The organism is Flagellimonas oceani (assembly GCF_011068285.1).
Classification (GTDB): Bacteria; Bacteroidota; Bacteroidia; order Flavobacteriales; family Flavobacteriaceae; genus Flagellimonas; species Flagellimonas oceani.
On record NZ_CP049616.1, the window covers coordinates 1,654,212 to 1,667,984 of the forward strand.

13 protein-coding genes are annotated in these 13,773 nt (G+C 42.1%); 1 reads left to right on the forward strand and 12 read right to left on the reverse strand.

The features are described 5' to 3' along the window. Positions 1 to 14 precede the first annotated feature (14 nt). From GVT53_RS07730 to GVT53_RS07785, 12 genes are all read right to left on the reverse strand, one after another. Positions 15 to 443, reverse strand: coding sequence for an FKBP-type peptidyl-prolyl cis-trans isomerase (locus GVT53_RS07730; RefSeq protein WP_166248104.1), 429 nt, complete (start codon positions 441 to 443; stop codon positions 15 to 17). A 205-nt stretch (positions 444 to 648) separates the two neighbouring features. Further along, complete coding sequence (locus GVT53_RS07735; protein ID WP_166248105.1) at positions 649 to 1,710, reverse strand: leishmanolysin-related zinc metalloendopeptidase; 1,062 nt, start codon at positions 1,708 to 1,710, stop codon at positions 649 to 651. 171 nt (positions 1,711 to 1,881) lie between these two features. Next, positions 1,882 to 2,727 (reverse strand): MORN repeat-containing protein, encoded by an 846-nt coding sequence (locus GVT53_RS07740; protein ID WP_166248106.1) that lies wholly within the window; start codon positions 2,725 to 2,727, stop codon positions 1,882 to 1,884. A gap of 33 nt (positions 2,728 to 2,760) precedes the next feature. Then, on the reverse strand, positions 2,761 to 3,585 hold the full coding sequence (locus GVT53_RS07745) for a DUF2490 domain-containing protein (protein ID WP_166248107.1): 825 nt from the start codon (positions 3,583 to 3,585) through the stop codon (positions 2,761 to 2,763). 2 nt (positions 3,586 to 3,587) lie between these two features. Then, positions 3,588 to 5,522, reverse strand: coding sequence for a hypothetical protein (locus GVT53_RS07750; protein ID WP_166248108.1), 1,935 nt, complete (start codon positions 5,520 to 5,522; stop codon positions 3,588 to 3,590). 231 nt (positions 5,523 to 5,753) lie between these two features. Further along, positions 5,754 to 7,445, reverse strand: a complete 1,692-nt coding sequence (locus GVT53_RS07755; protein ID WP_166248109.1) for a leucine-rich repeat domain-containing protein — start codon at positions 7,443 to 7,445, stop codon at positions 5,754 to 5,756. 128 nt (positions 7,446 to 7,573) lie between these two features. Further along, positions 7,574 to 8,383 carry a tetratricopeptide repeat protein gene (locus GVT53_RS07760; protein WP_166248110.1) on the reverse strand — a complete coding sequence of 270 codons (810 nt, stop codon included), beginning with the start codon at positions 8,381 to 8,383 and terminating at the stop codon, positions 7,574 to 7,576. A 2-nt stretch (positions 8,384 to 8,385) separates the two neighbouring features. Further along, entirely contained in the window at positions 8,386 to 8,883 is a 498-nt protein-coding gene (locus GVT53_RS07765; RefSeq protein WP_166248111.1) for a hypothetical protein, read from the reverse strand. A gap of 60 nt (positions 8,884 to 8,943) precedes the next feature. Next, entirely contained in the window at positions 8,944 to 9,567 is a 624-nt protein-coding gene (locus tag GVT53_RS07770; RefSeq protein WP_166248112.1) for a YdeI/OmpD-associated family protein, read from the reverse strand. Continuing rightward, complete coding sequence (locus GVT53_RS07775) at positions 9,564 to 9,908, reverse strand: VOC family protein (RefSeq protein ID WP_166248113.1); 345 nt, start codon at positions 9,906 to 9,908, stop codon at positions 9,564 to 9,566. Before GVT53_RS07775 ends, GVT53_RS07770 begins: the two co-directional genes overlap by 4 nt. Positions 9,909 to 9,932: 24 nt before the next feature. After that, positions 9,933 to 10,514: a YdeI/OmpD-associated family protein gene (locus GVT53_RS07780; RefSeq protein WP_166248114.1), complete on the reverse strand. Its 582-nt coding sequence runs from the start codon at positions 10,512 to 10,514 to the stop codon at positions 9,933 to 9,935. A 400-nt stretch (positions 10,515 to 10,914) separates the two neighbouring features. Beyond that, positions 10,915 to 13,017 carry a lipocalin-like domain-containing protein gene (locus GVT53_RS07785; RefSeq protein ID WP_166248115.1) on the reverse strand — a complete coding sequence of 701 codons (2,103 nt, stop codon included), beginning with the start codon at positions 13,015 to 13,017 and terminating at the stop codon, positions 10,915 to 10,917. Positions 13,018 to 13,142: 125 nt separating this feature from the next. On the opposite strand from GVT53_RS07785, the gene GVT53_RS07790 reads away from it, so the two are divergent. Then, entirely contained in the window at positions 13,143 to 13,763 is a 621-nt protein-coding gene (locus GVT53_RS07790) for a JAB domain-containing protein (protein ID WP_166248116.1), read from the forward strand. The last annotated feature ends 10 nt before the right edge of the window (positions 13,764 to 13,773 follow it).

Below are 13,773 nucleotides of genomic sequence, written 5' to 3' on the forward strand. Positions count from 1 at the left end.
ATAATATAACTCGTTTAAAGTATCTCGACCACTTCAAGGTCAAATACCAAATCGTGGCCGGCCAACGGGTGGTTGGCATCTATGATAATATCTTCTTCTTCTACCTTGGCCACTCTAAACTGCTGCTCTTGTCCTTGTGCATTGGAGCCTACCAAGCCCATGCCCACCTCTGGCTTAAGGTCTTCGGGCAATTGTGTTTTTGAGATTTTCTGAAAAAGTGCGTCGTTTACCTCTCCATACGCCTCTTCCTTGTCTATAGTGATGGTTTTCTTTTCGTTGACCTCCATATCGATAAGCCCTTTTTCAAAACCTGGTATAAGTTGACCCTGTCCCAATGCAACTTCCATAGGTTCGCGTTCCAGTGAACTGTCAAAAACCTGTCCATTGGTCAATTTACCTGTGTAGTGCACCTTTACAGTGTCATTCTCTTTTACTTTACTCATAATTTTGTTTATAGTTTTAAAATCAAAACGTTGCAAATATAAAGGGTATAAAATGGTTCAACGAAAGAGTTGGCCGATACCTTTGGAAAATTTGGATTTTTGACCAAGTTCGCTCTAATTTGCGCCGGAATTCTATAGAAATATGTTAAATAGCATAAAAAAGGCCCACAACGTGGACCTTAGTTTTTTTAATCCAAGCTATGCTTTATTTCTTGTCTGTATTCACAAAACCTACTGGCATTAAAAGTATTTCTTTGGAAGCAATGTTGAGTCCTTCAGATGTATCGCCTTCCTCTAAGGTGCTTAAATCAACACCCGGTGTTCCTCGTGGTAGGTCGTACTGCTCCCCTACGCTTGCCGCACCATAGCCTAGGTCTTTCATGGAGCCGGCCGTGATCCTGCTCAATGGATTTTCACCCAAGTTCAAGAACCCGGTCATCAATTCATTGTTCAAGGTGGACTCTTGCCAGTGGCCAAATGCCGTTCCTGGTCCATAAAGGCTTTCTATGGGCAGTTCCCCTGTTCCTCCCTCAGCATTCCAGAATACGTTTGCCTTGTGACCTGCAAAATATGGGGTGGTCTCGCCACCTAGCATCAAGGTTCTGTCAAATCCAAAATCAGCTGTGTTCCAAAGTGTTCCAATGCCCAAAACGTGTCCCATTTCATGAACAATCACATCTTCGAACAAATCCAAGCTTTCCAAAAAGTCCAGATCCTCTACATCAAAATACATAACGCCCGAAATTGGCAAGAAATCACTTGTTCGGACAAAATTGGGTCCAGCCTGCCCCAAGACACCGCCAGGACCGTCGATTGGTGCCAATGCCACTTCTATTACTATATCGTCCAAGGTTCCATCCACAGCAGGCGGAAAACCTGTAAATGCAGATGGAATGGTTCCTGTTATGGATGGAACGTCCTTTATAATGATTCGCTCCCATCGGGCTGCAGCTTGATCAAATACTTCTTGCTGACGTTCGGTGGGCGGCAACAAAAACTTTAGGCTGATATTAAAGCGTCCGTTATCGGTACCTGCAGCGCCTGTTGCCCTTGCGGTTGAAATGTCCGTAGTGATCAGATCATCCAAAATAATGGGCTCTCCTGTGCGTGCTGCAAGCGTTACCAATGTAGGTTCGGACTTTTGGATAGAGTTTATATCTTCGTCCATACCAGCATCGTTGGAGCAAGAGGAAAAAATCAGCATTCCCGCGGCTGCTGTAAATGATAAAGAATAACGGAAAGATTTTGTGAGGTTTCTCGTAATCATGTTCTCAATTTTTAAGTTAATGTAGTAAACCAAAGTTTTGATTTTAACTCAATTTAACAAAAAAAAGGAGATTACTCTAACCTTGTGCCAAAACAGGAATGATTATGTATAGAATGGAATTATATATGTAAGAATGGTTGTTTTTTAATGATAATTGATTGAATCCTGAAATCACTTCTCGTTGACCTCTACCAGTTTATCATCGTTCCACTCACCTCCGGCCACTACTCCGCCATCGGCATCATAAAACTTACCGGTGCCGCTTCGCTTATCGTTTTTCCACTCACCTGTGTACTTTTCCCCGTTGGGCCAGTAGTATGTTCCGTAGCCATTTCGCTTGTCATCTTTATAGCTTCCTACGTAGTATTCGCCATCGGCCCAGTAAAAAGTGCCCTCTCCATGGCGTTGGTTATTGGCCCATTCCCCTTCGTATCGGCTTCCGGTCTCCAAAAGTGCAACGCCAAAACCATGGGCCTTGCCATCTTTAACCTGACCGATATAGTGCATTTGGTTGCCTTTCTTACTTTTGAAGGTAATGTATTCCCCGAAGGATTTTTGCTGAAGCTGCTTTTTTAGACGGGCCAGCTGCACTTTTGTCTTTTCCAACGAAAAATTGATGGAATCGTATTTTCTTACGGCCATTTCTTCGGACCAATTTGACATGGCCATTGTATCCTTTTCTGAAATTACGCTATCTGGGACTGGATTGATATTCGTGCGGCTGCCCTTCAGTTTTTCGGCCAGTGCGATGCGCAAAGGGATTACCATGTTGTTTTCCTCACTTGATTTCATCGAGGCACTGTACGATGCGATTGCCCCATCATAATCTTCTTGGAGCAACAGCGAATCTATCTTGTTCAATTGCTCATAAGCATTAATTTTATCCGAGATAGCCTTGTTTTCTTCTTTGACCTGTGCAAGGTCGTTTTCCAGCTGAACGGATTTTGTAACAAAGAACAACGTGGCCAAAGCAAAAACGGCCAAAAGTATAAAGGGAGCGTATTTTTTTATTTTCATGTGTTAAGTGCTTGGTTCACTACTAAATACGTATCAATCGGTCAAATGGACGTCGGGAAGTTTATTTTTAACCCTTCTAAAGTCGGGTGAATAATACATGTGGAAACGCAATGTCCATCCTTGTTGATAGTATCCCCCGTTGTACCTTTCTTGTCCTTGGTTGTACAAAACTCCTGCGGCAAACGTGAGCCTAGGGGTGACAATATATCCAATAGTGGTCGTTAAACGAAGGTCTTCCATGGGGCTCGCCACCACTTCCTTGCCGCTCTGCATGATCAATTCCGCTTCAGGTGCAACATAAATGGTCTTGGGGCTCAACTTAGTATTGTTCAATGGGATTTTTGCCCGGAACATATATCGCCAACGGTTTCTAAAAATATAATCGCTATCCTCGGCAAACCCTTGGCTCCAACGGTGCTCTATTCGGATACGGTGATAAAACATGGCCGTGTAAAAAGGCATGGCAAATTGGTATTGATGCCATATACGCCATTCGGGCACCACATTTCTGCCATCGGAATCCTCATCGGTGTTAAAATTGATACGCACCACTCCACCCAATCTAAAGTTGGATTTTTTGTCGAAAATATAACCAATGGCATGCCGGTTATAGATTTGACCGATTTGTCCCATGAACGGCGTGCTCTCTGTTTCTTCGAACCTAAAATGTGTTTGTGCGTCCCAAAAGAAACGCTTGCCGATCCGAATATTCCCGTAGGTATTGAACCAGACCTTGGTTTTGGGGTCTTTATATTGTGATGTTTCCGGAAGCACTTCCGGTTCCGATTCTTGAGCAAACACCGTACATCCAAAAAGCAGAACAACAACCGCCAAAAAGCTATTTTTACTGTTCCTCATGCCTATTGGTTTTTTAAGGTTGATTGTTCGAGTATCAGCGCTAAAACTTCTTTCGGCCGTTTTTCACGACGGAGTTTTCGCTCCAGCTTACGGGTATCCTTGTTCCGTAAATCCAAAATACTTTGATGGGTGTTCATCATCTGCTCGTTCAATGTAGCTATATTGTCACATGTCAGCTCTTCTGTAGCCGTTTTAATAAAATATGGTATCAGTATATCCTTGTAGGCCGAAACGATTCGTTTTTTAACATCCTCTTCCATCACATTCGCCATAAAAGGGTTCCATACGGCATTGGTATACTCTTTTTCTATGGTTGCAATATGTTGCGGAAGTTTTTTGATGTTCACCGCAAAATTGCTCAATTGGGCGAGACATGTTTTGGCCCTTTTTCCGTACTCCAATTTTTCATCGGGCTTTTTTAGGTCCGCATAGTTGGTCAAGGAACTATCGGCCACGTTCTTCAATTGTTTTAGTGCACCCTTGTATTCCGATGAAAGCCCAGGAACGGAATCCAATTCCTGTTCCAGATCATTGTTCAATTCAATAAGCTCTTCTTCCAGCCCGTTCAACATTTGTAACTGTTCCTCGTTGGTCAAACGGGAGGCCAGCGAACCTTTTATAAATTCCAGGCTCATTTTGGCGTAAGTGGCCAAGGCCTCTACTGCAAGAAGGTCGTTGCTTTCATATTCGAACTCTTTGGAACTTGGCAGACTGAATACCCTTGTGTTTCCCTCTTCGTCGGCCACCGCAATAATTTCGGGGCCGGGTTTTCCATTGGGCCAAAGTCTCTTCAACAGCTCGGGAATTTCTTGGTACTGAATGATTCCCAATTCCCTGTGTGCTACCAATGTGGACAACGGGACCAAGAAATCGCTGTTTATTTTTTTAGCGGCATTGTAGTAAAAAAGTGCTTCGGGGTCGGTACGCTTTACTATGTTCAAATGGCTGTTTTTCAAAATTGTGGTGCTCATTTTGGAAGCGGCCCCATATTCGGAAACAATCTTGTCCAAGGTTTGATCTTGAACGGAATCCAAAGGATAGTGGGGCACCCTGACCTTCATATTGGTCTTAAAATCCGATGTGCCCAAATGATCAAGGACGCTATTTACTTTTTGGTAATACCCCATGTTCTGATCCAACAACCTTACGATTTGGCTCTCCCGGCTTTCCAATTGAACAACGGTTTTCAACAAGGTCAAGTAACCTTCGTCCAGCGTTACGGTTTTATAGTTTGAAGGGTTTTGAGCGAACACATTTATTTCTTGTGACTTACCTTCCGACTTTATTTTTACGGTTCTCAGCAAACCATCCTCAAAAAACCAATCTTCGAGCTCCTCAACGGCCTCGGTGCCATAAAAGGACCATTCATCGTGGGCAAGTCCGTCCCTTAAAAAACGCCCGACCAGCACGCTGCTATCGTTCTCTATCTGAAAATTTTGGCGCGGCACTCCTTCATCAAAAGAAATACTGCTTTTAAAAACAATTTTCTCGATTTCCGAATCCTTGATTTGGTTGATGGTGTAGGTCCAAGTCCCATCAGGTTTGCCATCAACAAGGTTGCCCTCCCCTATTTGCTGAACACCGCTCACCAGAACCCGGTATTCGTAGCCCACTACTTGGCTCTGACTGTTGGTCTTGTACTCGCCGAACTCGAATTCCCATGGACCGTTCGCTTCACCCTTGTCAAATCCCCCGGAAAAACGGAACGATGTATCCTCGTTCTCCACCAAGGTCTCCAAATTGGATTGCTGTAATTGAAAATCCCCGTCATAAATGGTATCGAGGTCGGAAATAACGAATTGATATAGCGCTTTTCCCGAATAAGGCCCCACTTGCAGTGGTCCTTCGTATGTTTTTCGATCTTGGCCAAAGGCAAGGGCTGAAAAAACTAAAAAAAGTAGAACAGGAAAAAGCCGTTTTTTAGAGGGCTGTATCATGTAGAAATTATGGTTTAGCTGATAGTTGTAGTAATTTACGAACCCAAAGGGACTTTTGGACTATTAATATTGTAGCTTTTTAGAATTCGTCCTGTTTTATCATAAAAAATTAATTGATTGATAATTTGAGGGCGGCATTGTTCAAGTAAAGTCTAAAATTTAAACACTAAAAAAGCGCACCGATAGATGCGCTTTTCGTTTCTAATGGGTATTGGCCCAATAAGCTTTTTATCAATTATTGTTGAACGTCCATTGATAGTCCAATGCCAATTCATTGATTTTGGCAATTGTAGTCTGATCAATTGAATCTGTTCCGGGATTGTTTTTAAAGTCAATATACCCTAAAGTAGTTGAATTAAGAACTGCCTGATCGTAAATGAAAGAAATCATTTGGTCCAGCTCTGGTGCCAGAAACTGATTGCCGCCAACTTCAAGAACAAAAATATTGGGGTTCTGTGTAATATCGATTTGGCTGAAATTGTTATTCTCAATATCTAAAGTTATCAATTCCACATTTTTTGATAAGTCCAAATCAGTCAACAAATTGTTCTCCATGTAAAGCTCCCTTAGCTTTATGTTAGCCGTCAAATCAATCGCAGTTATTTGATTTCCATACAATTCTAGACTTCCCAATTCGGAATTATTGGACAGGTCAACCCCTGTAAGGTTATTTCTGCCCACTCTGATCTGCCTTAAGTTTAAATTTTGCGAAACATCGATGTTTGTCAATGAGTTATCACTTAAATCAATTGACTCAAGAGCAGAATTATTGGTGAAATCAAAACTTGTAAAATTATTTTCGCTCGCAAGAAGTGATTTTAACATAGCGTTGTTTGAGATATCCAAAGTTGAGATTTGATTTCCGGATATTGATAAGGACTCTAGATCGGCATTTTCAGAGACATCTATCTGGGTCAACTGGTTATGTCTCGCCCAAAGCGTTTTTAAATTCACGTTGTTGGAAAGATTCAAATTTGTTATTTGATTATACCCGACACTCAATTTTTCCAACGCACTATTATTGGAAGTGTCCAAAGATGTCAGTGCTCCTGCATAAAATTCACATGTTTTCAGTAAAATCAATTTGTCGATTTCTGCGGATGTAATATTGGTTTGAAGGTTTTGTTCTTGATCACTGTTGTTGAAACTTAAATATTCTATGACCTCAACAGCTCCAAAAATCTTTATTTCATAAACACCCTGCTCTTCATAATCGTGGGACAGCGCATTGTTTATATCCATACCACTTAAGGTGGACACATATTCATCTTCTGTACCATCGCCCCAGTCAATTCGGTAGGTTGAACCTGTCAATGATTTTATCTCGATAGTTTTGGTGGTCAAATGCTCCGTATCGTCCACCGTGAGCATAAAAAAACTTTCTGCATCGGGAAAAACAAGGTCATCTTCCTCATATCCAAATGCTACCCAGGAGTAACCGGCGGCATCAATGTTTTCAATGGTCGTGTTTTTTGAATCCGCTTCTTGAACTGTAAAATCGAAAGGGAGCGAAGTTCCTGTAAATTGTGATAATGCCGAAGTTGCCTTTGGCACCAAGGAAATGACCAAATCATCGGAATCGACCACTATAAATTCGGTTAATGTGTATGTTCCGGGATCGAGCATTATTTCTTCGGTCACATAATCATCATCGTTGGCAATAACGGTAAGTCGTTGCCTATCAAATATTTTATTGCCGTTTTCAGTTTCCACACTTACAAAAACATAGGCTGGTATATATTCTTTGGCCGTAAGCCCTGATGGATTTTTAGCGGTAATTTCTTTGTTGCCAATACTAAAAGATTGGGCGCCTTGTTCTATGGCTTCAGGTGTTTCCGGGGTGTTGGGCGGTGTTGGACCTTCACTTTCAGAACATGAGATAAGGATAGTGAACAGCGTTAACAGATAAATTAGGTTTTTCATAAGAGGTTGGATTGTTTAGTCAAAATACTGACATGGTGCAATATGTACGGAAGAATGGGTTAATGAATTTTAATGTGCCAGTATTAAAAGTAAGATTTTTTTTACTAATATGTTATGGTTTGCGCTAATCAGTATTGATTTTTAGATAAAGTGGCCGTCAATTCATCCAAATCTTCTTGATAAATCTCATTTAATTGTTGCTTGTACGGGTCGTCTCTTTTATATATCAAAGTTCCTTGTGCTTTGGTAAGGCTATTTTTTGCACTAACGGTGTCACCGACCTTTAAATAAGTGTTGGCCAGCCCAAAATAGGCCTCACAAGTGGTATCGTATTGTTCCAGACCTTTTTTAAAGGCCCGTATGGCGTCCCCGTAATTTTCCAACTCATAGTGGCACAGACCTTGGTACACAAAGGCCTGAACATCTACCCAATCCGCTCCTTGGTTGATTACACTTTGTTCAAAATGCTGCAATGCTGTTTGATAATCCCCAAGACCATAATAGCATTCCCCTCGTGAGAAATCGATGTCCTCTCCCCATGGCGCATCAACCACATCGGGAGTCATCGCATCCAATTGGTCAAAATCCTTTAAAGCTGCTTTATAATCTCTTAAAAACCTTAATTTGAGATGCCCTCGATACCCAAGATGGTGCAAGGGTTTAAGTTCAACGGCCGTGTCCAGGTACCCGAAGCCCGTTTCATAGTCCCCGCGTTTGTTGAAGGCGACCGAACGCTCAAAATAAGGCGCGGCATAATCCGGATGTTGCCAGTTTAGAATATCGAACATGGATTGGGATATACCGTATCCCTGAATGGCTCCCGCTGTTTTAAATCGTTTTTCTTTTGGCGCTAAAAACAATTGATAAGCAACAAAGAGCGAATAAGCCGTAAATACGGTTGCGAGCAATACTTTTATTATGTTGATGAACAACCTCATAATCAAAAAATATCGGTGACCTTGCCGTTTTCCAACTTAAATACCACTTGCGCATAACTGTCCATTGGCTCATCCTGTATTTTTCCCGGCACCCAACCCTTTAGTCCGGAAATTAAGTCATATAACTTTTTGGAAACGTTTCTTGGAACTTCTACCTCTCTAATATTTGAATCTACCATTTTGGTTCTAAAATAACCGGTATCACCCTTGCAGTTTACCACAAAACGTACTGTCAACAAACCATTTTTTGGCAATCCATCCGCATCTATTTTTGATAAAATTGCTTTACCAATAGCTTTTTCGCCTCCTTGGTAATGGGTGTCTATATCGTGATACTGGTAAATTTTATAATCGCCACAGGGACTGAATTCTTCCGAATCCAACGAACTGTCATAATGGATTTCACCAACTTCGCTGGTTATCCTTGCGTAAAGCCACAGCGTAACTAGGCCCGCTAATAAGAAACTGGCCAACAGCCAAATATTGAGTTTGCTTTTCAAGTAATGTATTCGGTTAATGGTAATGCCAAGGTACTAATTTCGTATCAATTACACCATTGGCTATAGTTCATTAAACCCTTTGCCATCAAAAATCTTGGGAATGGATTTTTCAATTCTGGCCATTCTGGTCTTGGACTGTTTGGCCTGGGAAATATGGAGCATATACCCACGCTGCCGCCCCGGTGTCAAAGCCTCAAAAGCTGTCCTAAATTCCGCGTCGCCATCCAATTTGTTCTGAAGCTCCTCGGGCATATCATATTCCGAAACCTGTTTCTTTTTCACCTTCAGGCCTGCTTTTTCAACCGCTATGGCCTCAAAAATATATGTCCTTAATGTAGTTTTCAGGGCACGGACCTGTTCCACATCGGTAAACCGGACCACGCGCGCTACATTGGAATTTTTTCCGGGCCTCTCCAATATCCCGTTTTCATCTTTTAAGAGGGAACCTTTAAAAAAACTGAGGGTACAGTTGTCCTTAAAGGCCGCTATCATCACAATGTTCTTCTGTTGAAAGGTGTAACAGGGCATGCTCCATTTCAATTCCTCGGTCAGTCCGCATTCCAAGACCAAGTTTCTAAGGAATTTGAGCTCTTTTTGCCACAAATGCACCTTACATTCCGGGGTACGGTACAACGAACATCTTCCGCAGCCTTCCAATAAATAATGGTCAATTTCTGGATTCATAGGTGTGTCAAAAGATTAATTGTGGCTCCATTGGGATCTTTTACAAAGAATCGGCGAACACCCCAATCTTCATTCCTTATTTCGTAAACTATACTGAGCTCATTTTCTTGGGCCTGCTCGTACAATTTGTCTACGTTGGATACTTCAATGGATATAAAGGATTCGTCAACTATGGGCTTATCATTTTTAAAGATATTGATTTGTGCCGTTGGATTATCTTTAGAGGCGAATGTTATGACCCATCCAATATCCATGACCAATTCCATTCCAAGGAAATCCATATAAAACGATTTGCTTGCATTTAGGTCATTGGAATGGATGTTGGGAACAATTCTGCGCATTGCTACAAAGATTTTATTTTAAAACTACTGTTCGTTATATCCCTTCCCATCAAAAATCTTGGGAATGGATTTTTCAATTCTGGCCATTCTGGTCTTGGACTGTTTGGCTTGGGAAATATGCAGCATATACCCACGCTGCCGCCCCGGCGTCAAAGCCTCAAAAGCTGTTCTAAATTCCGCGTCACCATCCAATTTGTTCTGAAGCTCTTTGGGCATATCAAACTCAGAAGTCTTTTTCAGTTTCACTTCCAAACCTGCTTTTTCCACTTCAATAGCTTCATAAATATAAGCTTTCAATACTTTTTCAAGTTCCTTTATCTCTCCAATGTCGGTAAACCTGATCTGGCGCGCAGATTGCACATTTTTCGTCTGTTGGACTAAAATATTTTCTGTATCCTTCAACAAAACACCTTTGTGAAACAACAAAGCACAGTATTCCTTAAAACCATGGATCAAAAAAATATTACTGCCATTTAAGGTATAGCAGGGCTTGCCCCATTTAAGCTCTTCGGTCAAACCCGTATCTAGGGCAATGCTTCGCAATTCCCTGAATGCATTTTGCCATTGGGATGGTTTTTCAAAAAAGAAATCAACTTTTGGGTTCATGAAATATATTTTTGAGGGCTCCTTTCAAAGAAAATGTAAATTCTTTGACAATTCGACATCACTTCTTCCCTTTTTGCTTTATTACCTATAACCGATCGCTTAAATTTAGGAAGTTGATTCAAAACAATGAAAATAAATCACCCCCTACCCCGGCTTTTTTAGGGCCATCGGTACGGTAATGGGGAAAGACACTTCCAGGCGTGCGCGAGGCCATTGAACAGCAGGAATGGAAAGAAGCACAGGAACAAATTGGGGCATTGGCCGCCACCCCAAAGGATTTTGATGCGCAGGTACAACCACTGAACAGCATTGTGCAGTAATTGGATTCCGAAGAAAACCGGGACCGCCCCATACGAATAGCGTTTGGGGCGGTTTTTTTACGCTTGTTGATGAACCTCACTTATGGCACCTCAATCTTTTCAATAAAAATATCAGCGGTATCGGCCAAATCCCTATAAAGGGTTGCCCTTTTTAAACCGCTAGAGATACTCATCACTTCTCCTCTAAAGTTCTCAAAAAGAATATGTGGATAGCCCAGAGTTTGCACGCTTGTGACTGTGGAAGTGTTCCTATCAAAAATTAGGGCCTCTTTTTTATGTGGGCTGTCATCATCGATGTTCCATTCGTAATCGTTGTCCGTGCCAAATATTTTGCTTCCATCCAAACTTAAACCCGTTGGGAAATTCGGTTTTTCAAAAGATCCTAAATTTTGGAAGGTGGTACTGGAATACAATCGGTTTGGTTCACTATCCACCAATAGGTTGGCAGCTGCATTGTACATTAATTCTTCTTGTTCATAAATGTTTGCCTGTCTAAACTGTATATTGACAGATTGATTTCCATTAAAATTTCCAGTAGCATCCAAATCGAACACAAAACTGGTAGTTTCGTAGCGGTGCCCCAAAATTATCTGCCCATTGTTTAAAATAATGAACTTGTACCTGCCGCTACCTTGGTGTTCCACAAAATGTGGCGCGGTATCAATAAAGCTCATAGTGGAATTATCCCTTTTTACGGTAAAAATATCGTCACTATCCGAAATTACCCAGATATCTCGCAGAGGATCATAGTTGAAATCACCAATACTGAAAACAGTTTCCGGGTCGATGGCATATTTGAATTGCATGGTCGAAGCATCATAAAAATGGAGTTCAACACCTTGCTTTATTATAAGCTCTTTGCCGTTTGGCGAAACAATAACTTTGATAGGCACATCGGTGTCATACTGCGGAGCAATATTTGCAATGGCATCAATTTGATGGGTATCATAGTTATAGCGGTACAAATACAAAGGTGTCATGCCCTCCCCACTTTCCTGACCCCAAAAATAGATTACGGGTTCCGAGGGATCTATGGCATAGGACTTTATCTCCTTTAAAGATAGAATCTCCGGTCTTTTAAAAGGAACTTGCCAATAGGTGGTTACGTCCGTACTATAATCCGTTTTGTATCCAAAAAGGGTATGCACCCTAATGTGATAGTAGGGATTTTCAAAATACGGCGGGTTTTCATCCACCCACGAAGTGGTTTCCCTATCCGAAATAGTGGCCACGGTTTTATCTTGAAAACCATTCCCCGAACCACCCTCATGATTACGCAATACAATCTCGTAGTGAGAAAAATAGGGGGAATCCGAAGCGTCCCAGCTCAACGAAATCGTGTTGCCCGCAACAGTGGGTTCGTTTAAATTCACGGGGGCTATACGAAGATAACTGGGGTCGAAATCTTGTAAATTACTATCTCCCAAAATGCCCTGATCCGTATAGATTCGTAAAAAATAACACAATTGCTCGCTTACGGGAGGTTCTAGATCAAAATATTCCGTGTCGTTCACATCGGTGATCGTAGCTACCAGTTCTGCATTGGCTTTGGAACAGTTTTCACCCTGACTTCTATAGATCTCATATTTTTCAAACGTATGGAAACCATCGTAGGGCTGCCAGGTGTAGCCTATAAGCTCATAATTATAATCGCTATCGTAATACTGGAAAGATTGGGTATAAAAATCCTGTTCATCCGGGGTGTAGCGCTTGGCAATGAGCACTACAACATCCAACTCCCCATCTTCATCAATATCCACGCGTGCCTTAAACTGAAATTCCGTGGCCGTAAGTTTGATGATCACCAGATCATCTGTACTGCCCGAAAGTGTGCTCATGGTAAGAACCCCTTTGTCCAGCTCCCATTTTAGTTGGCTGCTAATGGTTTCACAGGCCGAACTGGTATATTGGTATTCTTGGTATGTACCACCTTCGCGATACACAAAAAAATCGCGGCCACAATCAGTATAATTAATAGGTATGGGTATTCTGGTGCCCTCGTACTCGGCCTCTGTTATGGCCCAATACCCCAAAAGGTCGGCACTATTGGCATTGGTGGCCGCACCGCTGTAAAACGAATTTGGGTCGCTATGATCTACGGGGCCATCGTCTTTGGAGCAGCCCAAGACCAATATTGTTATGAATGAAAAGCAAGAGCGCAAAAGGAACTTGGATAAGCCCATATGGTTTGAGGTTAAATGATCTGTACATCAAATAAACTATTTTTTTTGATACCGACAACCGTGGTTTTGTTTTTTTCACGGGCATGGACTACCTTTCCCAAACCCAAAAAACACAAACACCTACCATGAACGTACGGCTTACCAAAGAACAGAAGATCAAAGTGCTCAACTCCGCGGACATATATGCAATCATGCAGCAGGTTTTGCTGCGCGAGAACAAGATACGCCGCAACCAAGAGCATTTTTGGGTGGTGGGCCTTAACCACAACAACAAAATACTGTTCGTGGAGCTCATTGGCCTGGGGGCCAGCAACCGCGTGAACGCCGACCCGCCCGATGTGTTCCGGATGGCGATCTACAAACTGGCCAGCAAGCTGATCTTGGTGCACAACCACCCCAGCGGCACGCACGAAGCAACCGATGCCGATATTACCTTTACCGACCACATGCTAAAAGTGGGCAAACTCATAAAAGTGGAAGTGCTGGACCATTTGGTGATCACCGAGACCAACTATACCAGTTTTGCCGACCAAGGCGTAATGGACGAACTCCAAAAAAGCGGCCTTTTTGAAATTATGGGCCCCGAAAAGCAGGAACTGGAACAGTTTAAGATCGATACCGAGAAAAAGCGGGCCGAAAAAGAAAAGGCGATTAGTATTGCCAAGAAGATGAAAGACAAAGGTTTTGACGATGAAACCATTAAAGAGTTAACGGGGTTGGGGTTGAAGGAGATTGGGGGGATTTAAATGATTTAAT

Bases quoted from the DNA above. Each gene is read 5' to 3' on its own strand.
- GVT53_RS07760 (WP_166248110.1), bottom strand. From the start codon at position 8,383: ATGAGGTTGTTCATCAACATAATAAAAGTATTGCTCGCAACCGTATTT.
- GVT53_RS07775 (WP_166248113.1), bottom strand. From the start codon at position 9,908: ATGCGCAGAATTGTTCCCAACATCCATTCCAATGACCTAAATGCAAGC.
- GVT53_RS07785 (WP_166248115.1), bottom strand. From the start codon at position 13,017: ATGGGCTTATCCAAGTTCCTTTTGCGCTCTTGCTTTTCATTCATAACA.
- GVT53_RS07780 (WP_166248114.1), bottom strand. From the start codon at position 10,514: ATGAACCCAAAAGTTGATTTCTTTTTTGAAAAACCATCCCAATGGCAA.
- GVT53_RS07750 (WP_166248108.1), bottom strand. From the start codon at position 5,522: ATGATACAGCCCTCTAAAAAACGGCTTTTTCCTGTTCTACTTTTTTTA.
- GVT53_RS07755 (WP_166248109.1), bottom strand. From the start codon at position 7,445: ATGAAAAACCTAATTTATCTGTTAACGCTGTTCACTATCCTTATCTCA.
- GVT53_RS07740 (WP_166248106.1), bottom strand. From the start codon at position 2,727: ATGAAAATAAAAAAATACGCTCCCTTTATACTTTTGGCCGTTTTTGCT.
- GVT53_RS07730 (WP_166248104.1), bottom strand. From the start codon at position 443: ATGAGTAAAGTAAAAGAGAATGACACTGTAAAGGTGCACTACACAGGT.
- GVT53_RS07745 (WP_166248107.1), bottom strand. From the start codon at position 3,585: ATGAGGAACAGTAAAAATAGCTTTTTGGCGGTTGTTGTTCTGCTTTTT.
- GVT53_RS07735 (WP_166248105.1), bottom strand. From the start codon at position 1,710: ATGATTACGAGAAACCTCACAAAATCTTTCCGTTATTCTTTATCATTT.
- GVT53_RS07770 (WP_166248112.1), bottom strand. From the start codon at position 9,567: ATGAATCCAGAAATTGACCATTATTTATTGGAAGGCTGCGGAAGATGT.
- GVT53_RS07790 (WP_166248116.1), top strand. From the start codon at position 13,143: ATGAACGTACGGCTTACCAAAGAACAGAAGATCAAAGTGCTCAACTCC.